This is a genomic window from Pseudomonas sp. DL, assembly GCF_047199225.1.
GTDB lineage: Bacteria > Pseudomonadota > Gammaproteobacteria > Pseudomonadales > Pseudomonadaceae > Pseudomonas > Pseudomonas aeruginosa.
Genome location: NZ_CP178323.1, coordinates 1341537 through 1363475 on the forward strand (window position 1 = coordinate 1341537; position 21939 = coordinate 1363475).

The 21939-nt window shown below is 67.1% G+C and carries 17 protein-coding genes; 12 read left to right on the forward strand and 5 right to left on the reverse strand.

The window, feature by feature from the left end:
- The first annotated feature begins 108 nt into the window (after positions 1-108).
- Entirely contained in the window at positions 109-1350 is a 1242-nt protein-coding gene (locus ACI766_RS06315) for a CynX/NimT family MFS transporter (RefSeq protein ID WP_023085972.1), read from the forward strand.
- An 86-nt stretch (positions 1351-1436) separates the two neighbouring features.
- Here ACI766_RS06315 and ACI766_RS06320 read toward each other — a convergent pair whose 3' ends face one another.
- Positions 1437-1778 carry an FKBP-type peptidyl-prolyl cis-trans isomerase gene (locus ACI766_RS06320; protein WP_003092567.1) on the reverse strand — a complete coding sequence of 114 codons (342 nt, stop codon included), beginning with the start codon at positions 1776-1778 and terminating at the stop codon, positions 1437-1439.
- A gap of 210 nt (positions 1779-1988) precedes the next feature.
- On the opposite strand from ACI766_RS06320, the gene ACI766_RS06325 reads away from it, so the two are divergent.
- Positions 1989-3695: a WG repeat-containing protein gene (locus ACI766_RS06325; protein ID WP_023104627.1), complete on the forward strand. Its 1707-nt coding sequence runs from the start codon at positions 1989-1991 to the stop codon at positions 3693-3695.
- A gap of 78 nt (positions 3696-3773) precedes the next feature.
- On the opposite strand, the gene ACI766_RS06330 is transcribed toward ACI766_RS06325, so the two are convergent.
- From ACI766_RS06330 to ACI766_RS06340, 3 genes are all read right to left on the reverse strand, one after another.
- Positions 3774-4577 carry a hypothetical protein gene (locus ACI766_RS06330; RefSeq protein ID WP_023104626.1) on the reverse strand — a complete coding sequence of 268 codons (804 nt, stop codon included), beginning with the start codon at positions 4575-4577 and terminating at the stop codon, positions 3774-3776.
- A gap of 120 nt (positions 4578-4697) precedes the next feature.
- The gene (locus ACI766_RS06335) at positions 4698-5339 is read right to left on the reverse strand and encodes a response regulator transcription factor (RefSeq protein WP_003092560.1); all 642 of its coding nucleotides are present in this window, start codon (positions 5337-5339) and stop codon (positions 4698-4700) included.
- A gap of 323 nt (positions 5340-5662) precedes the next feature.
- Positions 5663-7525, reverse strand: coding sequence for an NAD(P)/FAD-dependent oxidoreductase (locus ACI766_RS06340; RefSeq protein ID WP_003106300.1), 1863 nt, complete (start codon positions 7523-7525; stop codon positions 5663-5665).
- A gap of 321 nt (positions 7526-7846) precedes the next feature.
- On the opposite strand from ACI766_RS06340, the gene ACI766_RS06345 reads away from it, so the two are divergent.
- Entirely contained in the window at positions 7847-8542 is a 696-nt protein-coding gene (locus ACI766_RS06345) for a tellurite resistance TerB family protein (RefSeq protein WP_003106298.1), read from the forward strand.
- 36 nt (positions 8543-8578) lie between these two features.
- On the opposite strand, the gene ACI766_RS06350 is transcribed toward ACI766_RS06345, so the two are convergent.
- Positions 8579-9484 (reverse strand): LysR family transcriptional regulator, encoded by a 906-nt coding sequence (locus ACI766_RS06350; protein ID WP_023085973.1) that lies wholly within the window; start codon positions 9482-9484, stop codon positions 8579-8581.
- 171 nt (positions 9485-9655) lie between these two features.
- Here ACI766_RS06350 and ACI766_RS06355 point away from each other — a divergent pair, with 171 nt between their 5' ends.
- From ACI766_RS06355 to wspR, 9 genes are all read left to right on the forward strand, one after another.
- Positions 9656-11329, forward strand: coding sequence for a GMC family oxidoreductase (locus ACI766_RS06355; RefSeq protein WP_003159433.1), 1674 nt, complete (start codon positions 9656-9658; stop codon positions 11327-11329).
- A 108-nt stretch (positions 11330-11437) separates the two neighbouring features.
- Complete coding sequence (locus ACI766_RS06360) at positions 11438-13057, forward strand: MFS transporter (RefSeq protein WP_003106293.1); 1620 nt, start codon at positions 11438-11440, stop codon at positions 13055-13057.
- A gap of 266 nt (positions 13058-13323) precedes the next feature.
- Positions 13324-14952: a Wsp signal transduction system chemoreceptor WspA gene (wspA, locus tag ACI766_RS06365; RefSeq protein WP_003106291.1), complete on the forward strand. Its 1629-nt coding sequence runs from the start codon at positions 13324-13326 to the stop codon at positions 14950-14952.
- Positions 14953-14956: 4 nt separating this feature from the next.
- Entirely contained in the window at positions 14957-15472 is a 516-nt protein-coding gene (locus ACI766_RS06370; RefSeq protein WP_003106290.1) for a chemotaxis protein CheW, read from the forward strand.
- The gene (locus ACI766_RS06375; protein WP_003122132.1) at positions 15469-16737 is read left to right on the forward strand and encodes a CheR family methyltransferase; all 1269 of its coding nucleotides are present in this window, start codon (positions 15469-15471) and stop codon (positions 16735-16737) included. The genes ACI766_RS06370 and ACI766_RS06375 overlap by 4 nt, the downstream gene beginning before the upstream one ends.
- Positions 16730-17419 carry a chemotaxis protein CheW gene (locus tag ACI766_RS06380; RefSeq protein WP_003103738.1) on the forward strand — a complete coding sequence of 230 codons (690 nt, stop codon included), beginning with the start codon at positions 16730-16732 and terminating at the stop codon, positions 17417-17419. Before ACI766_RS06375 ends, ACI766_RS06380 begins: the two co-directional genes overlap by 8 nt.
- Positions 17416-19725, forward strand: coding sequence for a Wsp signal transduction system sensor histidine kinase WspE (wspE, locus tag ACI766_RS06385; RefSeq protein ID WP_023085974.1), 2310 nt, complete (start codon positions 17416-17418; stop codon positions 19723-19725). The genes ACI766_RS06380 and wspE overlap by 4 nt, the downstream gene beginning before the upstream one ends.
- On the forward strand, positions 19722-20729 hold the full coding sequence (wspF, locus tag ACI766_RS06390; RefSeq protein ID WP_003092534.1) for a Wsp signal transduction system protein-glutamate methylesterase WspF: 1008 nt from the start codon (positions 19722-19724) through the stop codon (positions 20727-20729). The genes wspE and wspF overlap by 4 nt, the downstream gene beginning before the upstream one ends.
- A 107-nt stretch (positions 20730-20836) precedes the next feature.
- Entirely contained in the window at positions 20837-21880 is a 1044-nt protein-coding gene (gene wspR, locus ACI766_RS06395; protein WP_003103734.1) for a Wsp signal transduction system regulator diguanylate cyclase WspR, read from the forward strand.
- The last annotated feature ends 59 nt before the right edge of the window (positions 21881-21939 follow it).

Genomic DNA, 21939 nt, shown 5'->3' on the forward strand with positions numbered 1-21939 from the left:
ACATCGTTTGATTCCTGGGCTCTTTACCTCAAGTTAACTTGAGCTATCAGAATCCGCGCAGAGCGTCTGGCGATCTTGCCGGGCGCCACTCCATGCCCGGAGGCAACGATGGATAGCCCGTCCACTCTCGCTCGTCCGCACCCCCAGGCCAGCCCGCGATGGCTGGCAGTTGCCAATGTGATCTTCGCCGGCATCGCCGCTGCCCTGCATGTCGGCAAGGCGACCATCGCCCTGCCGTCGCTGCAACGGAGCTTCGGCGGCGACCTCGCCGCGCTGAGCTGGATCATGTCCGCCTTTCCGTTCGTCGGCGTATTCGGCGGCATCGCCGCCGGCCTCCTGGTGCGTCGTTGGGGAGATCGCCGGCTGCTGACCGTTGGGCTGGCGATTCTCGGCGGGGCGAGCCTGCTCGGTGCGTCGATGCAGGACTTCGCCTGGTTGCTCGCCACTCGCTTCGTCGAGGGGCTCGGTTTCCTCATCGTGGTGGTGGCGGCGCCCGCCGTGTTGCACAGGATCACCAGCGAGACGCGGCGCAGCGTGGTGTTCGGTCTGTGGAGCACCTTCATGGCAGGCGGAATCGCCCTCTCGATGCTGTTCGGGCCGCTGCTCGCGGACTGGCGCGCCGACTGGCAACTGAGCGCACTGCTGGTACTGGTCGCGGCGCTGCTGCTGCCGCTCAGCGTCCCTGCCGACGATGGGCGCAGGGCGGCAGGCGTGAGGCCGGCCGGTCTTGGCACGTTGCTCAAGGTTCCGGCGATCACCCTGCTGGCGCTCGGCTTCACCACCTACAACCTGCAGTTCTTCGCCCTGATGACGTTCCTCCCCGTGTTCCTCATGCAGCGCCTGGGTGTCGCCCTGGAGACTGCGGGACTCATCGGCGCGGCCATCGTCGCGGCGAACGCCCTGGGCAATGTCGCGGCGGGCTTCATCCTTTCCCGCGGCATACGTCCCGGCGCCTTGCTGGCGACCACCGCGATCCTGATGGGAGTCACCGGTGCGGCGTTCTTCCATGCCGCGACGCCGGGGCTCCTGGCGATTGCGCTGGGGTTCGTCTTCTCGGCGGTCGCCGGCATGCTTCCCACCACCGTGCTGGCGACCGCGCCGCTGGCCTCGCCCACGCCTTCGCTGACGCCACTGGCCATCGGCTGGGTAATGCAGGGCAACTACCTGGGGCAGGTGATCGGCCCTTTGCTGATCGGCCTGATCGTCAGCCGTTTCGACTGGTCGGGCGCGATCGGCCTGATGCTGGTCGCGGGCGCGGCGGGGGCCGTCCTGGGGTTCTGCCTGCTGCGTGTGCTGGACGGCCTGCCTCGCGCCATTGCCACGGGTTCCGCGGCTCGCCCCGCGGATTAGAAGAGAAACCGGCTTCGTGCAGGGCGAATAGTCGAGCGACTATTCGTCCTGCGCATGGCGACCAGAGGCCGCCGCCGTCCCTCGGCTCAGTCGTCGCGGGTGAGCACTTCCAGCAGTTCGATCTCGAACAGCAGGTTGGAGTGGGGCTTGATGTGCGCGCCGACCTGCCGTTCGCCGTAGGCCAGGTGGGAAGGGACGAACAGCCGTCGCTTGCCACCGACCTTCATGCCCATCAGGCCCTGGTCCCAACCCTTGATCACTCGTCCGGTGCCGATCACGCACTGGAATGGCCGGCCGCGCTCGTAGGAGGAGTCGAACAGCGTGCCGTCTTCCAGGGTGCCCTTGTACTGGGTGGTGATCAGCGCACCCTTCACTACCTCCTTGCCGTCGCCCAGGAGGAGGTCTTCGATCTGCAGTCGGTCGTTCATGGGGCGGTACCTGCGCGGTTTGCGGAAAGCCGCGATTCTGCCAGCAAGCGCGCCGCCTGTCGCCGAGCCGCCGGATCAGGGCATTGCCAGGCGGTCCGCGGCACGGGCATCATGCCCGCGCCTTTCCGTCGGGAAGGCTACCGCGTTCCGCGATGTCGCGCGCATCGCGGCTGGACACATATCTCAGGGATCATACGAGAACATATCCGCATGCAAAGACTGTCGCGTATCGGCCGCAACACCCTCGCCGTCTCCGTTTCCACCTTGCTCCTCAGCGCCTGCAACCAGGGCGACGATGCGCCGAAGCCTGCGGCGGTCGCGCCGCAACCGGCCGCACCGAGCATGGCTGCACTGAGCATCCCGCTATGCCTCAACGGCCAGTGCGCGGTGATCGACCAGGACGCCAAGCTGCTCGTGCCGTTCGACAACGACTACGACAATATCGTCGCCAGCGCCTACCAGGGCACCCTGATGGCGGCGCGCGAGGAGCGCTGGAACCTGATCCAGGCGAAGGACGGCAAGGTGTTGCGCGACGATATCGGCGAAGCCCTGTCGCTGCTCACCCCCAACCTCTATGGCTTCGTCCGCGATGGCAAGTACGGCGTGGTCGACGGCCAGGGCAAGGAAGTCCAGGCGCCGCGTTTCGACGACATCTACCCCAACAGTGCCAACGAATTCATCATCTACGAGATCGATGGCAAGCGCGGCATCCTCGATGCCAAGGGCAAGCAGCTCACCGAGGCGCTCTACGACACCACCCTGGTCAACGGCAGCGTCGCCGAACACGGCGGCTTGATCAGCGCCGAGCGTGGCGAGGAGAAGTGGATCATCAACCTCGCTACCGGCGAACAGAAGGCCGTGGCCTACGAGAGCCTGGGCGACCTCCACGACGGCGTGATGAGCGCCAGCGTCATCGGCAAGGGCTCCCAACTGGTGGATGCCAAGGGCGACGTGGTCGGTGACGGCAAGAGCTACGATTACCTGGGCACCCCGGCCAACGGCCTGGTCGCGTTCCGCGAGAAGTACGACAGCCCCTGTGGCTACCTCGACTACCAGGGCAAGGTGGCGATCGCCGCCCAGTTCGCCGGTTGCGGCGCCTTCGGCAAGCAGGGTGGGCTGGCCCAGCAGCGCATGGAAGATGGCTCGTCGGGCAAATACGGCCTGATCGATCGCAGCGGCGCCTGGAAGGTGCAGCCGCAGTACGATTCGGCCGACAGCGCCGGCCTCACCGCGCTTGGCTACACCGTCGACGTGCCCGGCCTGGCTGCCGTCGGCGTGAGCACCGGCCTGTTCAGCGCCGACTTCGGCATCTTCAACCTCGACGAAGGCCGCGAGTGGGTGAAGCCGGGTTATGCGCAGATCGGCGCGCTGGGCAACGACCTGTTCGTCGTGGCGAAGAAGGGCGGGCCGCAGAAGACCGTCAGCTTCATGGGTTCGGAAAGCCAGGTGCCGGTGGTGGGCCTGATGGACCGCAGCGGCAAGATGCTGCTGGAGCCGGGCGAACTGATCAGCATCCAGTCTGCGTATGACGGTCGTTTCCTGGAAGGTCTCGACGGTATGGACAACGCTGCCCACACCGTGTTGCTCGATCGCCAGGGACGCACGCTGGTTCCAGCGCTCTGGCAGAAGCTGGAGGTGAATCCGCAGCAGGGTTACATCCTGGGCTACGAAGTCAGCGGCACTGGCGACGAGGCGACGGAAACCTTGCGCGCACTGTACGACCTGAACGGCAAGCCGCGCTTCACCGTGGCCACCACCGATTGCGGCGCCGAACAGTTGCTCGACGGCAATGGCAAGGCGATCTGGCCGCAGGACCCGACCCCGTATTGCCAGTCGGACGACGAGCAGGACGACGAAGGCGAGCCGGAGCAGGAGCCGGCGCCCGTCGAAGAGAGCGAGGAAACCAGCGAGAGCTGAGTTCCCCGGGCGCGTCCGTCCCTTGCGGCGGGCGCGCGGTTCCGCTGTTTCGCCGTGGCTGCTGGCCACGGTCTCCCCTCACTGGCGGTGCCAGAAGTCCGAATACTCCTCGAACGGGTAGCGCTCGCCGTCATAGCGCAGCGTGCGCTTCACCGTGCGCAAGGGTTTGCCGTTCTCCGTTTCGCCGTCGCTGACCCGCGAGGTGATGACCAGGTCGGCAAAGCCGTTGGAGCGTCCGCGGCCGAGTTCCAGGGTCAGGTGCGAGACTTCCTGTTCGAACCCGGGCTCGGCGGAGCAGACCGAGCCTTTCAGCGTCCTCCACTGGTCCAGGTAGGTATTGAGCACCGGCCGCAGCTTGCCTTCGCCGGCCGGCACCACCAGGGTCAGCAGGTTGTCGAAGCCGGCTTCCGGACAACTGGCGCCACGCGCCACGCTATGGAATACCACGCCGAAGGCGCGCACCGTCGGGCTCAGGCGATAGCGCGCGGTGTCCAGCCAGAGGCTGTCGCTGCCGACGGCGACGGAGGCGTCTTCTTCGAAGTCGCTGTCGTAGCGTTCGAGCAGCCTGCCGCTGCGGCTGTCGGCCTTGGCCAATAGCAGATGCGGGTGGCGTTCGCCTTCCACGGCGGTGTCGCCCGGATCCAGGTAGGCCATGGCGATCACCGTCTGCGCGGGGTCGTCCGGCCAGGGCTTGCAGACCACGGCGAGGAACGGACCGGAAGATTCGTACGAAGGGGCTATCCAGCCATCGTGGCCGACCTGCCTGGCTACGGCGTCAAGCAGTCGCGACGCGCAGGGCTGCGGTTCGCGGGCTTCGGCCTGGCTGGCGAGTCCCAGCAGCAGGAGGCAGAGTCGGGCGGAGAGGCGGCGGTTACGGTCCATGTGAAAAGAGTCCTTTGGTGGAGGCGGGCACGGAAGACGCCCGGCGCTGCGGGACATTCTAGCGGCTGCGCGGACCTTGCGAAGCGGGCTGGCGGGGCGGACATATCGCGGCCGCGCTGCTCAGGCCAGGCCGTTTTCCCGGATGTAGATAAAGAGTCCGGCATTGCTGTCCAGGCCAAGCTTGCGCATGGCGCTGCTCTTTTGCGCGCTGATGGTCTGCTTGCTGCGGCACAGTCGGATGGCGATTTCCCCGACCGCCAGGCCGCTGCCGTACAGGCGCAGCACTTCCACTTCGCGCGGGGTGAGTTGTTCGAGGCTGGCCAGGGGCTTGCCGTGCTCGGCTTCGCCCACTTCCAGCAGGTGTGCGATGGAGCGCGAGATGAATGGTCGACGGCCGGCGTGGCGGATCGCCTTGGGCAGATCGTCGAGCATGCCGCGTTTGCTCACCAGGCCGTGAATGCCCAGCTTGAGCAGGGATGAAACGAGTGCCGGGTTGCCGAGCATGGTGACGACGATGATCGGCAGGTCCGGATAGCGCCGCCGGACCTTCTGCACCAGGCGCAAGCCGTCGGCCTGCTGGCTGCCGGGCATCATCAGGTCGGTGATCAGCAGGTCGCAGGGGTGCGCTTCGAGCTGCGCCAGCAAGCCATCGGCGTCCTGGGCCTGGGCGACGATCCGCAGGTCGTCGTACGCACTCAGCAGATAGCGCATGCCGATCAGGGTGAGGGCGTGGTCGTCGACGAGGATGACGCGTGTTTTCATGAAATCGAACCCGATCTAGGTGGAGGTTTCCGCAGCGGCTACCGGCAACGCCGGCAGGCGGATAATCCGCCAGGAGGCAGCTCCGGACGGGCTCGAATTCTAGCGATGGTGTCTGTCGGTTTAATCAGGACTTTTCTGAATGCTAGTAGGAAATTTCCTATGTGTTTTCCCTAGGTTATTTCGAGGGGAGGCCGAGAAACATAGGGTCTTTGAACGGCTTTCGTGGAGTAGGGGTTGAAATCGCTGTCAGTACATTTCTGTCAGTCTTGCTGGACATCGGAAGGGCGCGACGGCAGCGCGGGTTCCGCTGCCGTCGCCGTCCTTCAACCCAGTTCGCGGACTGCCCGCACCGCCTGGTCGATGGCGGCATGGGCGTAGGCATCCCAGGCCGCATCCGAGTTGGCGATGGCGACATTGCCGACCTTGCTTCGCGCCAGTTCCATCAGCGCTTCGCTTTCCGCCTCGTCGTCGTAGAGGGTATTCATGAAGTAGGAGTAGCCGTGCGACCAGCGGTTCACGGTGATGCCGGTGATGTCGCGGCGGTGGTCGAAGCCCGCCGGGCCGAGCATGGCCTGGAGCTGGTCGCGGATGTCCTTTTCCAGTTGCTCGAAGCTCATCGCGTAGAGCTTGCTGCGGCCTACGCGAGCCTGGGTGCGGGCGTCCATGCCGGCGTTCGGGGTGGTCGGCACGTAGACCATGTGCACGCCGATCGGCTGCCGCGGGTCGCGTGGATGCCGGTAGCTGCCGAGGTCGACCGGGAAGTCCAGCTTGATCCGCGAGTAGGGCAGGGTCGGCGCGTAGATCTCGTGGATGCCGAGGGTCTTCCAGGCCTGCCAGTTGCGCAGCAATACCTTGGTGTACACCAGCGGGAACTTGACGTTCTGGCTCAGCGCGTGGGCCTGCTCCTCGGAGAGGTCGCGCAGCAGGTACGGCACCATCATGTTGTAGCAGGCCATCACGCAGTGCTTGCCGCGTACCCGGTGCAGGCGGCCGGTGCGGCTGTAGCCGACATCGACGCCGCCGGCGCGGTTGCGCACGCTGACGGCGGTGCTGTTCAGGCGCAGGCGCACCGGGTGCCCGGCGAGGTCCAGCTTCGAGTAGTCGAAGCGGGCCATGACGATGTCCTCCATGCCTCGGCCCGGCGCCACCGCGGGGATCAGGTCGCGCACCATGAGCCGAGCCAGCGAGGCGTTGCCGTCGGGGAAATGGTAGATGTACGGCTCGTCCATTTCCGCCTGGGCCTCCTCGCTGGGTTGCGGCAGGCCGAGGGCGTCGAAGCCGGGAAAGCCGGCGGCGTATGCGTCGGCCGCCGGCAGGGCGTCGGCGCCGAGGGCAGAGAAGTCGTTGCTGCGGCCCTGGAAGTACTTCACCGAGGTTTCCGAGAGCCCGACGTTCTTGAGCAGGTAGTCGCGGTAGCTGGTCTTCGCCAGGTAGGTTTCCTTCTCTTCCACGCTCTTGCCGGCAAGATAGTCGCGAGGTGACTCGTACAGCGCGATGAGCGCCTCCCGGTCTTCGCGGCTCAGCGGGAAGTCGCCGATGAAGGCGCGCCAGGAGCGGGCATTGAGACGATCGCGGGGGACCTCGTCGGCAACCATTGGCGTCGGGTCGCCGCTGACCAGCTTGTCCACGCCGAAGCTGGCCTTGTCGAAGAACACCGCGCGGGACAGGCCCAGGCCGGGGTAGAAGTCGGTGTCGAAGGCTGTCTCGAAGCGCTTGAGCTCGACGCCCAGGCGTTTCAGCAGGTGTTTGGCGTCTTCGCTATAGAGGGCGTTCGGCGATTGCAGCGACTCGCTGCCGCCGTAGCCGAGGATAGTGCGCCCGCCGGCCTGGAATTCGTTGCGCTTGGCATGGCCGCCGAAGTCGTCGTGGTTCTCGATGACCAGGATGCGCGCCGCGGGGTGCCGTTCGCGATAGAACCAGGCGGCGGCGAGGCCGCTGATGCCGCCGCCGACCACCACCAGGTCGTATTCCTCTTCGATCGGCAGGTGGTCGACATCGAAGGTCTTCTTCTCCCAGCCCATCTGGTGTGCGACTTCGAAGGCCCCCGGATGGCTACCGCGCAGGCCGGTGAGCGCGGGCGGATAGTAGCGGCCGCCGGGGGCGGCGCGGAGGATCTCGGCGGGGGTCAGGCCTGCGGCGATGGTCAGGGCTACGCCGTTCAGGAAGTCGCGGCGGGAGATGGTCATGGGAAGTCCTTTGCGAGGCAGTGGGTGGCTCGGGGGAGCCATGTTCACAGATTGCTGTTGCGAATGCGCGCGGAGCGGCTGGCGTCGGACGCCGACCCGCAGTCGCAGGCGGGCGCGGAGTTTAGAGGGCCATGCCGGCGCGTCGAAGGGCTTTCTGCTGGCACTAGGCCTCTATCTGGAGAAATGTGACATGTGTCGCGCTTTGCCACGGTGTCCGGGGAGGCCGGCAATATCTCGAAGCAAACTCCCGGCGGGCAGCGCGGACGCGAAGGGCTAGAGTCGGTCGAATCCGGTTGTTACCGAACGTCCTGGAGGTTCCTCATGAATACCCGTGGTTTGCTCGACCAATTGCTCAAGTCCGGGCAGGAAATGTTGCAGAACAAGTCCGGCGGCAAGCCCGGCGCCAGCGGCGGCGGACAGCTCGGCAGCCTGCTTTCCGGCGCCGGCGGCGGAGCCCTGGCGGCCGGCGCCATCGGCCTGCTGCTGGGAAACAAGAAGGCGCGCAAGTTCGGCGGCAAGGCGATCACCTACGGCGGCCTCGCCGCGCTCGGGGTGATCGCCTACAAGGCCTACAACAACTGGCAGCAGCAACAGAACGGCGCCGCGCCGCAGGCGCAGCCGCAGACCGTCGACCGCCTGCCGGAAGCCCAGGCCGAAGTGCATAGCCACGCGATCCTCCAGGCCATCGTCGGTGCGGCCAAGGCCGACGGCCACATCGACGAGCGCGAACGGCAGATGATCGAAGGCGAGGTGGCCAAGCTGACCAGCGACCGCGAGGTGCAGGGCTGGCTGGAGCGCGAGCTGAACAAGCCGCTGGACCCGGCCGAGATCGCCCGTGCCGCGAGCACCCCGGAGATCGCCGCCGAGATGTACCTGGCCAGCCTGCTGATGGTCGACGAGGAAAGCTTCATGGAGCGCTCCTACCTCGAGGAGCTGGCGCGGCAGCTGCGCCTGGAACCCTCGTTCAAGCTGGAGCTGGAGAACCAGGCCAGACAGGCGCTGCAACGCCTGGCCTGAGACGGCGGAGCGTCGTTCCGCGGATAACCGCCGCCATCATGGCGGCGGCGTTGCCGAAGGGCCTAGCAGAACCTCTCGCTCGCGCTGGCACAGCTCCAGCAGGAAGTCCCAGGCCACCCGCAGGCGCACCGAGCGGTGCAGCTCCCGCCGGGTGCTCATCCAGTACTCGCGCTGGATGCTTTCCTCGGGCAGCACCGATACCAGCAACGGATCGCGGCTACCCATGAAGTGCGGCAGGATCGCCAGGCCGATGCCGGCCTGTGCCGCCTGCTGCTGGGCGACCACGCTGGTGCTGCGGAACACGACCTGCGGGTGGCGGCAGAAACTGTGGTGGAACATCAGTTCCTGGCTGAACAGCAGGTCGTCGACGTAGCCGATCCACTGGTGCCTGCCGAGGTCGTCGCGGTCGCGCAGCGGCGGCGCCTGTTCCAGGTAGGCGGGGCTGGCGAACAACGCCAGGCGATAGCGGGTCAGCAGGCGGGTGATCACCAGGTCGGCGCTCGGCCGGTCGAGGGAGATGGCGATGTCCGCTTCGCGGTTGGTGATGCTGACGAAGCGCGGCACCGAGACCAGCTCGACCTCCAGGCCCGGGTAGTGGCGCATCAATTGCGCCAGGCGCGGAGCGAGGAAGACGCTGCCGAGGCCTTCGGTGACGCCGATGCGGATCTGCCCCAGCGGCGAGATGCTCTGGCTCATTTCTTCCTGGGCGAGCAGCGCGGTGTTCTCCATCGCCTCGGCGTGCTTGAGCAGCGCCTGGCCGGCCGGAGTCAACTGGTAGCCGCCGGTGTGCTGGGCGAACAGTTGGGTGCCGAGGTCGCGCTCGATGTTCTCGATGTGCCGGGCCACCGTGGCGTGAGTGGTGCCGAGACGCTTGGCGGCGGTCAGCAGGCGACCGCTGCGCTGCAACTCGAGGAAGAAACGCAGGTCATTCCAGTCGAACATGGGGAGAGCCTTCTGCCGGGCCGAGGGGGGGCTGTTAGAAAACGAACAATAGCTGCCCCGAAACGTTTGTTTTTTTATCGCGAATGAACGACTAGCCTCAAGCCGTTCGAGACTTGCCGGTCATCCGCAGGTCCGACGGCCCATCACAAGAACGACAAGACGAGGCTCGCCATGCCCGAGGTACTGGATACCTACGACTACCTCATCGTTGGCGCCGGACCTGCCGGCTGCCTGCTGGCCAACCGGCTTTCCGCCGACCCTGCCAACCGTGTCCTGCTGCTGGAAGCCGGCGGCCCGGACAACTATCCCTGGATCCACATTCCCGTCGGCTACCTCTACTGCATCGGCAACCCGCGTACCGACTGGTGCTTCGACACCGACGAGGTCCCCGGGCTCAACGGTCGTTCCCTGAAGTACCCGCGCGGCAAGGTGCTCGGAGGATGCTCCTCGATCAATGGCATGATCTACATGCGTGGCCAGGCCCGCGACTACGACCAGTGGGTGGCCGAAGGCAATCCGGGCTGGAGCTGGAGAGAGCTGCTGCCGCTGTTCCGCAGGATGGAGGACCATTTCGCCGGGACCAGCGAAATGCACGGCGCCGGCGGCGAATGGCGGGTAGAACGCCAGCGGCTCTCCTGGAAGCTGCTCGATGCCTTCCAGCAGGCTGCGGCGCAGACCGGCATCGCCAGCGTCGAGGATTTCAACGGTGGCGACAACGAAGGCTGCGGCTACTTCCAGGTCAACCAGCGCGGCGGGGTGCGCTGGAATGCCTCGAAAGGCTTCCTGCGCGGCATCGCCCAGCGCGCCAACCTGACGGTTCTGACCCATGCCGAAGTCCAGCGAGTGCTCCTCGAGGACGGCCGCGCCAGGGCCCTGTCGGTCCGTTGGCAGGGCCGCGAGCAGCGCTTCGAGGCGCGCCGCGAGATCGTCCTGAGCGCCGGCGCGATCGGTTCGCCGTGCCTGCTGCAACGCTCCGGGATCGGCCCGCGGGACCTGCTGGAGCGGCTCGGCGCCGGGGTCGTCCACGAGTTGCCCGGGGTCGGTGGCAATCTCCAGGATCACCTGCAGCTGCGCATGATCTACAAGGTCGACGGCGTTCCCACCCTCAACCAGATCGCCGGCAGCCTATGGGGCAAGCTGGGCATGGGCCTGCGCTACCTGGCGAGCCGCAGCGGGCCGTTGTCGATGGCGCCGAGCCAACTGGGCGCCTTCGCCCGCTCCGATCCGCAGCAGCCCTCGGCCAACCTCGAATACCATGTCCAGCCGCTCTCGCTGGATCGCTTCGGCGAGCCGCTGCATGCCTTCCCTGCGTTCACCGCGTCGGTCTGCGACCTGCGCCCGCACAGCCGGGGGACGGTGCGCATCCGCTCGCTCGACCCGGGCGAGGCGCCGTCGATCCAGCCCAACTACCTGAGCGATCCGCGCGACCTGAAGGTCGCCGCCGACGCCATACGCCTGACCCGCCGCATCGCCGCCGCACCGGCGCTGGCCGCCTTCCGTCCGCAGGAATACAAGCCCGGCCCGGAATACCGCAGCGAAGAGGATCTGCAGCGCGCTGCGGCGGAGATCGGCACCACCATCTTCCACCCTGCCGGCACCTGCCGCATGGGCCAGGGGCCGCAAGCGGTGGTGGATGCGCAATTGAGGGTGCACGGAATCCCCGGCCTGCGCATCGCCGATGCCTCGATCATGCCCAGCCTGACCTCCGGCAACACCTGTTCGCCGGTGCTGGTGATCGCCGAGAAGGCGGCGCAGATGATTCTCGCCGAGCGCCGCCGCGAGGCCGCGCCGCAGGTCGTCGAAAGCGCCATGGCGGCCGGCGGCAAGGAGGCGGTGGAGGCCTGAGGATCGCTACACCCCGTATCGCGTGGCGCCCGGCGCCGCAGCGGTCGACGCTGAAAACGGAAATGGCAGACAACAATAAGAGCCCCCACAAGGGGCGGGAGAGCCGCAATGACCGAGTACGCAACGACCCCTTCCTACACAGTGCCTGCGACCACGCCCCAGGAGGAGCGCAAGGTGATCTTCGCCTCCTCGCTGGGCACGGTCTTCGAGTGGTACGACTTCTTCCTCTACGGCGCCCTGGCGGCGGTGATCAGCAAGCAGTTCTTCGCCGGCGTCAACGACACCACGGCCTTCATCTTCGCCCTGATGGCCTTCGCCGCCGGCTTCCTGGTGCGGCCCTTCGGCGCGCTGGTGTTCGGCCGCCTGGGCGACATGATCGGGCGCAAGTACACCTTCCTGGTGACCATCCTGTTGATGGGGTTGTCGACCTTCGCCGTCGGCCTGCTGCCCACCTATGCCTCGATCGGGGTCGCCGCGCCGATCATCCTGGTCACCTTGCGCATGCTCCAGGGCCTGGCCCTGGGCGGCGAGTACGGCGGCGCGGCGATCTATGTCGCCGAGCACGCCCCGGCGAACAAGCGCGGTAGCTACACCAGTTGGATCCAGTCCACCGCGACCCTCGGCCTGTTGCTCTCGCTGCTGGTGATCCTGGCCTGTCGCCAGTTGACCGGCGACGAGTTCGAGACCTGGGGCTGGCGCCTGCCATTCCTGCTGTCCATCGTCCTGCTGGGCATTTCCACCTGGATCCGCCTGTCCATGCGCGAGTCGCCGGCGTTCCTCAAGATGAAGGCCGAGGGCAAGGTCAGCAAGGCGCCGCTGCGCGAGTCCTTCACCCAGTGGGGCAACCTGAAGGTGGTGCTGACCGCGCTGTTCAGCATCAATGCCGGCCAGGCGGTGACCTTCTACACGGCGCAGTTCTACGTGCTGTTCTTCCTTACCCAGGTGCTCAAGGTCGATGGCGGCACCGCCAACGGTCTGCTGATCGTCGCCCTGGTGCTTGGCGCGCCGTTCTTCATCGTCGCCGGCTGGCTGTCCGACCGCATCGGCCGCAAGCCGGTGCTGCTGGCCGGCCTGTTGCTCGCCACGCTGTTCTACTTCCCGCTGTTCAAGGGCCTGACCCACTACGCCAACCCGGCCATCGACCAGGCCAGCCGGCAGTCGCCGATCAGCGTGGTGGCCGACCCGGCGACCTGCACTTTCCAGTTCGACCCGGTAGGCAAGGCGACCTTCGACAGCCCCTGCGACAAGGTCAAGACCTTCCTGGTCAAGGCCGGCCTGCCCTACTCGACGGTGGCGGCGCCCGCCGGCAGCGACGTCAGGGTGCGGATCGGCGAGACCGAGATCGCCGGCTTCGACGCCGAAGCGATGGCGGCCGCGGTGAAGACGGCAGGCTATCCGCAGCAGGCCGACGGCAGCCAGGTGAACAAGCCGATGGTGATCGCCATCATCTTCGCCCTGGTACTGATCTCCACCCTCTGCTACGGCCCGCTGGCGGCGCTGATGGTCGAACTGTTCCCGACCCGCATCCGCTATTCCTCGCTGTCCCTGCCGTACCACATCGGCAATGGCTGGTTCGGCGGCTTCCTGCCCACGGTCTCGTTCGCCCTGGTGGTGTACACCGGCGACATCTTCTACGGCCTCTGGTATCCGGTGCTGATCACCGGTGGTAGCCTGGTCTGCGCCTTGCTGTTCCTCCGCGAAACCCGCCATACCGACATCCACCGGTGAAATCGCGCCCCGTTCCCGGCATGGGGACGGGGCGCACATTCCCTCCGTGATGAGCCTGTCTTCTCAGAAAAGTCTGGCTTGCCAGTTTTCTTTCTTTCTCTTTCTGCCACACTTCTGGCGTCAAAAAACGCCTTTCCAGCGCCTACAATAGCGGGAAAACCCTATGGCGCTGCTTGCCGGTGCCGGGGACGGCCTATACAGTCCGCGCGATTGACGGGCCGTTGTGGCGGCAGGAACGAATCCGGACTCTAGTCTTGGGGAAAAATGTGAAGAACTGGACTGTTCGCCAGCGAATCCTGGCAAGTTTCGCCGTGATCATCGCGATCATGCTGCTGATGGCCGCTACTGCGTACGTGAAGATGTTGACGGTGGAAAAGGGCGCCTACCGTGTCCAGGACGACGCCATGCCGGGGATGTACTTCATCACGCTGGTACGCAGTTCGTGGACCGACAACTACTTGCAGACCCAGGAACTGTTCGGCATCACCGACGACCACGAGCTGAGCAAGGCCGAGGCCGACAGTATCCTCGCCAGCGAGGAGCGCCTGGACCAGCAGATCGCCTCCTACCAGAAGACCATGAACCCGGACGAGGCCCGCGACCACGAGTTGCTCGCCGGTTTCCAGGCCGTGCGCAAGAACTACCTGGAGCAGCACGACAAGGTGCTCGAGCTTTACCGCGAGAAGCGCTTCGAGGAAGCCGGCAAGCTCGTCGCCGGCCCGTTGACCGAGCACTGGCGCGAGGGCCGCAAGTACCTCAACGAGATGATCGAGCTGAACAAGGACATCGCCGACCGCGCCTCGGACAACATCGTAAACGCGGTGGACGATGCCGAACTGAGCATGCTGGTGACCCTGCTGCTGGCGGTGGTGGTAGCCGGCATCTGCGGGTTCCTGCTGTTGCGGGCGATCACCCAGCCGATCCAGAAGATCGTCCGCAGCCTCGACCTGATGGCCGGTGGCGACCTCACCGCACGCCTGAACCTCGGCCGGCGTGACGAATTCGGCGCCATCGAGACCGGTTTCAACGGCATGGCCGAAGAGCTCAAGGGCCTGGTGTCGCAGGCCCAGCGTTCTTCGGTGCAGGTCACCACCTCGGTCACCGAGATCGCCGCGACCTCCAAGCAGCAGCAGGCCACCGCCACCGAAACCGCCGCGACCACCACGGAGATCGGCGCCACTTCTCGCGAGATCGCCGCCACCTCGCGCGACCTGGTGCGGACCATGAGCGAAGTCTCCGGCGCCGCCGAGCAGACTTCGACCCTGGCCGGTTCCGGCCAGTTGGGCCTGGCGCGCATGGAGGAAACCATGCACCACGTGATGGGCGCGGCCGACCTGGTCAACGCCAAGCTGGCGATCCTCAACGAGAAGGCCGGCAACATCAACCAGGTGGTCACCACCATCGTCAAGGTCGCCGACCAGACCAACCTGCTCTCGCTGAACGCCGCCATCGAGGCGGAGAAAGCCGGCGAGTACGGCCGCGGGTTCGCCGTGGTGGCCACCGAGGTGCGCCGGCTGGCGGACCAGACCGCGGTCGCCACCTACGACATCGAGCAGATGGTGCGCGAGATCCAGTCGGCGGTATCGGCCGGGGTGATGGGCATGGACAAGTTCTCCGAGGAGGTCCGCCGCGGTATCGCCGAGGTCGGCCAGGTCGGCGAGCAACTGTCGCAGATCATTCAGCAGGTGCAGGCGCTGGCGCCGCGGGTGCAGATGGTCAACGAGGGTATGCAGGCCCAGGCTACCGGTGCCGAGCAGATCAACCAGGCGCTGGTGCAACTGGGCGAGGCCACCGGGCAGACCGTGGAGTCGCTGCGCCAGGCCAGCTTCGCCATCGATGAGCTGAACCTGGTGGCGAACGGGCTGCGCAACGGCGTATCCCGCTTCAAAGTCTGAGGCTGTGACCGTGTCCCGCTCCACCGGCGATCATCGACGCACCAGCAAGCTGTTCCTGCTGTTCCGCATGGAAGGCGACCGCTATGCCCTGGATGCCCGCGAAGTGGTCGAAGTGCTGCCGCTGCTGCGCCTGAAGCGCATTCCGGAGGCGCCGGAATGGGTCGCCGGGGTGTTCTCCCATCGCGGCGTCCTGGTCCCGGTGCTCGACCTCTGCGCAATGGCCTTCGGCCGCGCGGCGCTGGCCCGCACCAGCACGCGCATCGTGCTGGTCGAATACCGCGCCCGCCAGGACCGGGAGCCGGTCTGGCTCGGACTGATCCTCGAACAGGCCACCGATACCCTGCGCTGCGAACCGTCTGCGTTCCGCGACTATGGCCTGGACAACGGCGGGGCCCGCTATCTCGGTCCGGTCTATGAAGGACCACGGGGACTGGTGCAATGGGTGCGGGTCGAGGCATTGCTGCCCGACGAAGTGCGCGCCCTGCTGTTCCCGCCGGAGTGCGGCGAGGGGACGGCATGAACGATCGCTTCGAACGCCTGCTCAAGAGCAGGATCGGCCTGGATGCCAGCTCGGTGGGCAGCGCGGTGATCGAGCGCGCGGTACGCCAGCGCATGAGCGGCCTCGCGCTGCACGACGAGGACGAATACTGGATGCGCCTGAACGGCTCTCCGGGCGAGGTGCAGGCGCTGATCGAAGCGGTGGTGGTGCCGGAGACCTGGTTCTTCCGCTACCCGGAGTCGTTCACCACCCTCGCCAGGCTGGCCTTCGAGCGCCTGCCGAGCCTGGGCGGCGGACGCGCGCTAAGGATCCTCAGCCTGCCCTGTTCCACCGGCGAGGAGCCGTATTCCATCGTCATGGCCTTGCTCGATGCCGGGCTCTCCGAGTACCTGTTCGAGGTCGACGCCCTGGACGTCAGCGCTCGGGTGATCGAGCGCGCCAGCCTCGGGGTGTACGGCAGGAATTCCTTTCGCGGCGACGAACTGGGGTTTCGCGACCGCCATTTCAGCGAGGTTGCCGAGGGCTACCAGTTGGCCGAGCAGGTTCGCCGCAAGGTGCGCTTCCGCTGCGGCAATTTGCTCGATCCCGGGCTACTGGCGGGCGAGGCACCCTACGATTTCGTGTTCTGTCGCAATCTGCTGATCTATTTCGACCGCCCGACCCAGAGCGAGGTGGTCGAGGTGCTCAAGCGCCTGTTGCGGTCGGACGGCGCGATGTTCATCGGTCCGGCCGAGGCGAGCCTGCTCAGCCAGCACGGCATGCAGCCGATCGGCGTGCCGCTGTCTTTCGTGTTCCGCCGGACCAGCGAGGCGCCCCGCGGCGCGCGGCCCAAGGCGGTGAGCGACGGAGCGCGCCCGGTCGTTGCCGCCGCCGTGGAGCGTGCGAGTATTCGGCCTTCGCCGCCGCCACCGGCGAAACCGCGCCAGCGGCTGTCCAGCCTGGTTCCGCCAGCCAGCGGCCAGCCCCTCGCCAGTCCCGTCGGCGAGTTCGACGAAATCGCCCGCCTGGCGGATGCCGGCCAGCACCGCGAGGCGCGCGCCGCCTGCGAGCGCCAACTGGCCGCGCGTGGGCCGTCGGCCACGGTCTTCTACTGGCTCGGGCTGCTCAGCGATGTCGCCGGGCAGGAGCAGGAAGCCCAGGATTTCTACCGCAAGGCCCTGTACCTGGAGCCGCAGCACGCCGAGGCGCTGGCGCACCTGGCGGCGCTGCTCGCCGCTCGCGGCGACCATGCCGGCGCCCGGCGCCTGCAGCAACGTGCGGCCCGTGGAGTGAACAAAGATGGTTGAGGCGAGCCTGACCTTGCTCGATACCCAACAGGTGGATGACTGCTGGAACCGCATCGGCGTGCATGGCGACAAGTCCTGCGAACGCCTGGCCGAGCATGTCCATTGCCGCAACTGCGAGGTTTACGCTGCCGCGGCGACCTACTTGCTGGACCGCATCGCCCTGCGCCAGGACCAGCTCGACAGCGCCGAAACGATGGACAGCCAGCGCGAACAGAGCGACCTCGGCGAGACGCGTTCGATCCTGGTGTTCCGCCTGGGCGAAGAGTGGTTCGGCCTGGCCACCGGCAGCCTGGTGGAAGTGGCGCCGATGAATCCTATCCATTCCCTGCCGCACCAGCGCTCGCGCGCTCTGCAAGGGGTGACCAACGTGCGCGGCGCGCTGGTCGCCTGCCTTTCCCTCGGCGAACTGCTGGATCTCGAACCCGGCGCCGCGCCGGTCAGCGAGCGCCGGGTGGTTCCGCGCATGCTGATCATTTCCGCCGCCGGCGGTCCGGTGGTGGCGCCGGTGGAGGAAGTCGACGGCATCCATGCGATTCCGCTGGCGCGGATACTGCCGCCCAACCACGCCGACGGCCAGGCCTCGCGCCGGCACGTGGCCGGCGTGCTGCAATGGCGTGAGCGGAGCATCACCCTGCTCGACGAAGGCCCTCTCCTGCAAGCCGTAGCGCGGAGCCTGGCATGACCCCGGACCAGATGAGAGACGCGTCGCTGCTCGAGCTGTTCCGGCTCGAGGCGGAGGCCCAGACCCAGGTGCTCAACGCCGGCCTGATGGCGCTGGAGCGCAGCCCGACCCAGGCCGACCAACTGGAAGCCTGCATGCGCGCCGCGCACTCGCTGAAAGGCGCGGCGCGTATCGTCGGGCTGGACGCCGGCGTGCGCGTGGCGCACGTCATGGAGGATTGCCTGGTGGAGGCGCAGGACGGACGCCTGCTCCTGCAATCGGAACATATCGATGCGTTGCTCCAGGGCTGCGACCTGTTGCTGCGTATCGGCACCCCGCCAGCCGGCGACGCAGGCTGGGCCGAAGGCGCCGGGCGGGAAGAGATCGACGGCCTGGTGCTGCGCCTCGAAGGCCTGGTGCGCAGCGGCCTGCCGCTGGCCCGCGCGGAGCTGCCGGCGACGACTCCCGGTCTGCCGGAAGCGGTCCCCGAGGCGCCGCCAGCGGCGTCAGCGGCCGCCAGCGACGACAACGACGAGGAGCCCGCCGGGCAGGCGGGCGGCGAACAGGCCGAGGAGCGCCGCAGCCGGGTCCTGCGGGTCACCGCCGAACGCCTGGACAGGCTGCTGGATATCTCCAGCAAGTCGCTGGTGGAGTTCCAGCGCATCAAGCCGCTGGCCGATTCCCTGCAACGCCTGCGTCGCCTGCAGTCCAGCGCCAGCCGCGCGCTCGACGTGGTACGCGAGACGGTCCAGGAAACCGCCCTCGACCCGCAGGCCCAGGCCATGCTCGGCGAGGCGCGGCAACTGATTGGCGAATGCCAGCAGATGCTGGTGCAGCACATCGCCGATCTCGACGAGTTCGCCTGGCAGGGCGGCCAGCGTGCCCAGGTGCTCTACGACGCGGCGCTGGCCTCGCGGATGCGACCGTTCGCTGACGTCCTTAGCGGCCAGGCGCGGATGGTTCGCGACCTGGGCCGCTCGCTGGGCAAGCAGGTGCGCCTGCTGGTCGAGGGCGAAAGCACCCAGGTCGACCGGGATGTCCTGGAAAAACTCGAAGCGCCGCTCACCCACCTGCTGCGCAATGCCGTCGATCACGGTATCGAGGCGCCGGAAACCCGCCTCGCCGCCGGCAAGCCGGCCGAGGGCAGGATCACCATCCGCGCCCGCCACCACGCCGGCATGCTGGTCCTGGAACTGAGCGACGACGGCGGCGGCATCGATCTGCAGCGCCTGCGCGAGACCGTGCTCAATCGCCAGTTCGCCACCGCCGAGACCGCGGCGCAATTGAGCGAGGAGGAACTCCTGGCGTTTCTCTTCCTGCCCGGCTTCAGCATGCGCGAGCAGGTCACCGAGGTGTCCGGTCGCGGCGTCGGACTGGACGCCGTGCAGCACATGGTCCGCCAGTTGCGTGGCGGCGTGCGCATGGAGCAACGCCAGGGGCAGGGCACGCTGTTCCACGTCGAGGTGCCGCTGACCCTGTCCGTGGTGCGCAGCCTGGTGGTGGAGATCGGCGAGGAGGCCTACGCCTTCCCGCTGGCGCATATCGAGCGCATGTGCGAGCTGGAAGCGGAGGAGATCGTCCAGCTCGAAGGTCGCCAGCACTTCTGGTACGAGGGTCGCCATGTCGGCCTGGTCTCGGCTGCGCAACTGCTGCAGCGGCCCGAGAGCAGCCGCACCGAAGGGGCCATCCCGGTAGTGGTGGTGCGCGACCGCGATGCGGTCTACGGCGTCGCCGTGGAGCGTTTCGTCGGCGAGCGTACCCTGGTGGTGATGCCTCTCGATCCGCGCCTGGGCAAGGTGCGCGACGTTTCCGCCGGCGCCTTGCTGGACGACGGTTCGCCGGTGCTGATCCTGGACGTCGAGGACCTCCTGCATTCGGTCGGCAAGCTGCTCAGCAGCGGCCGCCTGGAGCGCATCGATCGCAGCCGGCGGCAGGCCGGCGGGGCGCAACGCAAGCGCATCCTGGTGGTCGACGACTCGCTCACGGTGCGTGAGCTGGAACGCAAGCTCCTGCTCGGTCGCGGCTACGACGTGGCAGTGGCGGTGGATGGCATGGACGGCTGGAACGCCCTGCGCTCGGAGCATTTCGACCTGCTCATCACCGATATCGACATGCCGCGTATGGACGGTATCGAACTGGTCACCCTGGTGCGTCGCGACAGCCGCCTGCAGTCGCTGCCGGTGATGGTGGTGTCCTACAAGGATCGTGAGGAGGACCGTCGGCGCGGTCTCGACGCCGGCGCCGACTATTATCTGGCGAAGGCCAGTTTCCACGATGAGGCCTTGCTGGATGCCGTCGTCGTCCTGATCGGAGAAGCACAGGGTTGAGGATCGGAATCGTCAATGACATGCCGTTGGCCGTCGAGGCGCTGCGCCGCGCGCTGGCCTTCGAGCCGCAGCACCAGATCGTCTGGGTCGCCAGCAACGGTGCCGAGGCGGTGACCCAATGCGCCGCCGATACGCCCGACGTGGTGCTGATGGACCTGCTCATGCCGGTGATGGACGGCGTCGAGGCAACTCGTCGGATCATGGCGGAAAGTCCTTGCGCGATCGTGATTGTTACCGTCGATATCGAGCAGAATGTGCACCGGGTTTTCGAAGCGATGGGATATGGGGCGCTCGATGCGGTGAACACGCCGGCGCTGGGCATCGGCAACCCGCAAACGGCGGCGGCGCCGTTGTTGCGCAAGATTCAGAACGTCGGCTGGCTGATCGGCCAGCGCGATAACCGTGGCAAGGTCCAGGTGGTGCCGCCGAAGGCCGGCGGGGCGCGCCAGCGTCTGGTGGCGATCGGCGCTTCGGCTGGCGGTCCGGCGTCGCTCGCGGTGTTGCTCAAGCAACTGCCGGCCAGTTTCAATGCCGCAGTGGTGCTGGTGCAGCATGTCGACGAGGTCTTCGCCGCCGGCATGGCCGAATGGCTGGCCAGCGAATCGAAGCTGCCGGTGCGCCTGGCGCGCGATGGCGAGCCGCCGATACCGGGGCAGATCCTGCTGGCGGGGACCAACAATCACATCCGCCTGCTGCGCAACGGTTCGCTGGTGTACACCGCCGAACCGCGTTCTTTCGTCTACCGGCCGTCCATCGACGTGTTTTTCGAGAGCGTGGCGAATTATTGGCGTGGCGATGCCGTGGGCGTGCTGCTGACCGGCATGGGCCGCGACGGCGCCCAGGGCCTCAAGCAGATGCGCGAGCGCGGTTTCCTCACCATCGCCCAGGACCAGGCCAGTTGCGCAGTCTACGGGATGCCGAAGGCCGCGGCGGCGATCGATGCCGCGGTGCAGATCCTTTCCCTGGAAAAGATCGCCCCGCGCCTGGCGGAGGTATTCGATTAGCCGGGTTCGACTCCGGCCAGGCGCCAGGGTAGGCGCCGGCGCCCGCCGCGGCGGTGCGTGGAACAGCATTCAATTTGATACGAGGGGCCCCGGTCCCGGAGAGAAACATGCACAACCCTCATGAGAGCAAGACCGACCTGGGCGCCCCTCTGGACGGCGCGGTCATGGTACTGCTTGTCGATGATCAGGCCATGATCGGAGAGGCTGTGCGTCGCTCACTGGCGAGCGAGGCGGGCATCGACTTCCATTTCTGTTCCGATCCGCAGCAGGCGGTGGCGGTGGCCAACCAGATCAAGCCGACGGTGATCCTCCAGGACCTGGTGATGCCCGGCGTCGACGGCCTCACGCTGCTCGCTGCCTACCGCGGCAACCCGGCGACCCGCGACATCCCGATCATCGTCCTGTCGACCAAGGAAGAGCCGACGGTGAAGAGCGCGGCGTTCGCCGCCGGCGCCAACGACTACCTGGTCAAGCTGCCTGACGCCATCGAGCTGGTGGCGCGGATCCGCTACCACTCGCGTTCGTACATCGCCCTGCAGCAACGCGACGAGGCCTATCGGGCGCTGCGCGAGAGCCAGCAGCAGTTGCTGGAGACCAACCTGGTGCTGCAGCGGCTGATGAACTCCGACGGCCTGACCGGGCTCTCCAACCGTCGTCACTTCGACGAATACCTGGAGATGGAGTGGCGCCGCTCGCTGCGCGAGCAGTCGCAACTGTCGCTGCTGATGATCGACGTGGACTATTTCAAGAGCTACAACGACACCTTCGGCCACGTCGCCGGCGACGAGGCCCTGCGCCAGGTCGCCGGGGCCATCCGCGAGGGCTGCAGTCGCTCCTCGGACCTGGCGGCTCGGTACGGCGGCGAGGAGTTCGCCATGGTCCTCCCGGGCACCTCGCCGGGCGGCGCACGGTTGCTGGCGGAGAAGGTCCGGCGCACGGTGGAGAGCCTGCAGATCAGCCACGACCAGCCACGCCCGGGCTCGCACCTGACCGTCAGCATCGGCGTCAGCACCCTGGTGCCGGGCGGCGGCGGGCAAACCTTCCGGGTTCTCATCGAGATGGCCGACCAGGCGCTCTACCAGGCCAAGAACAATGGCCGCAACCAGGTCGGCCTGATGGAACAGCCGGTGCCGCCGGCCCCGGCGGGCTGAGCGGCGCGCGGCGGCCATGCGTCGCCGGCCGGCATTAAATAGAGGCCGGCGTACTGCCT

What these genes read in the sequence shown, in the direction of transcription:
- ACI766_RS06315 (WP_023085972.1), top strand. Translation starts at nt 109, where the DNA reads ATGGATAGCCCGTCCACTCTCGCTCGTCCGCACCCCCAGGCCAGCCCG.
- ACI766_RS06320 (WP_003092567.1), bottom strand. Translation starts at nt 1,778, where the DNA reads ATGAACGACCGACTGCAGATCGAAGACCTCCTCCTGGGCGACGGCAAG.
- ACI766_RS06325 (WP_023104627.1), top strand. Translation starts at nt 1,989, where the DNA reads ATGCAAAGACTGTCGCGTATCGGCCGCAACACCCTCGCCGTCTCCGTT.
- ACI766_RS06330 (WP_023104626.1), bottom strand. Translation starts at nt 4,577, where the DNA reads ATGGACCGTAACCGCCGCCTCTCCGCCCGACTCTGCCTCCTGCTGCTG.
- ACI766_RS06335 (WP_003092560.1), bottom strand. Translation starts at nt 5,339, where the DNA reads ATGAAAACACGCGTCATCCTCGTCGACGACCACGCCCTCACCCTGATC.
- ACI766_RS06340 (WP_003106300.1), bottom strand. Translation starts at nt 7,525, where the DNA reads ATGACCATCTCCCGCCGCGACTTCCTGAACGGCGTAGCCCTGACCATC.
- ACI766_RS06345 (WP_003106298.1), top strand. Translation starts at nt 7,847, where the DNA reads ATGAATACCCGTGGTTTGCTCGACCAATTGCTCAAGTCCGGGCAGGAA.
- ACI766_RS06350 (WP_023085973.1), bottom strand. Translation starts at nt 9,484, where the DNA reads ATGTTCGACTGGAATGACCTGCGTTTCTTCCTCGAGTTGCAGCGCAGC.
- ACI766_RS06355 (WP_003159433.1), top strand. Translation starts at nt 9,656, where the DNA reads ATGCCCGAGGTACTGGATACCTACGACTACCTCATCGTTGGCGCCGGA.
- ACI766_RS06360 (WP_003106293.1), top strand. Translation starts at nt 11,438, where the DNA reads ATGACCGAGTACGCAACGACCCCTTCCTACACAGTGCCTGCGACCACG.
- ACI766_RS06375 (WP_003122132.1), top strand. Translation starts at nt 15,469, where the DNA reads ATGAACGATCGCTTCGAACGCCTGCTCAAGAGCAGGATCGGCCTGGAT.
- ACI766_RS06380 (WP_003103738.1), top strand. Translation starts at nt 16,730, where the DNA reads ATGGTTGAGGCGAGCCTGACCTTGCTCGATACCCAACAGGTGGATGAC.
- wspE (WP_023085974.1), top strand. Translation starts at nt 17,416, where the DNA reads ATGACCCCGGACCAGATGAGAGACGCGTCGCTGCTCGAGCTGTTCCGG.
- wspR (WP_003103734.1), top strand. Translation starts at nt 20,837, where the DNA reads ATGCACAACCCTCATGAGAGCAAGACCGACCTGGGCGCCCCTCTGGAC.